This window comes from Aeromicrobium phragmitis (genome assembly GCF_003674095.1).
Classification (GTDB): domain Bacteria; phylum Actinomycetota; class Actinomycetes; order Propionibacteriales; family Nocardioidaceae; genus Aeromicrobium; species Aeromicrobium phragmitis.
Window position 1 is genome coordinate 1 of the sequence record NZ_RDBF01000235.1, and the last position, 331, is coordinate 331.

General features: G+C 67.7%; 1 protein-coding gene. It reads left to right on the top strand.

Features of this window, described 5'->3' with window-relative positions; translation table 11 throughout:
* Positions 1 to 331, top strand: a 331-nt coding sequence (locus D9V41_RS17130) for an ABC transporter substrate-binding protein (protein ID WP_166376127.1), incomplete at both ends; no start/stop codon positions are given.

Here is a 331-nt window from a genome sequence, read left to right on the forward strand (position 1 = left end):
AGCCGAAGCTCGAGGAGATCGCGGCGCTCGAGCCCGACCTCATCCTCGTCCCCAACGTGCTCGAGGAGGAGGTCACCGACCAGCTCGCGGCCGTGGCGCCGGTGTACACGTTCACCCTGCGCGGCGGTGACCGTGCCAACTGGGGTCAGCGCACCGAGGAGGTGGCCGACGCCACCAATACGAGCGATCGCGTCGACGAGCTCGAGGCCGAGTTCGAGGAGCGCCAGCAGTCCATCGCCGAGGAGTACGCCGACGTGATCGAGGGCAAGACCGTCGCGGTCCTCGGCGCGTACGAGGAGAACAACTTCTACGCGTGGGGCGAGAGCAACAT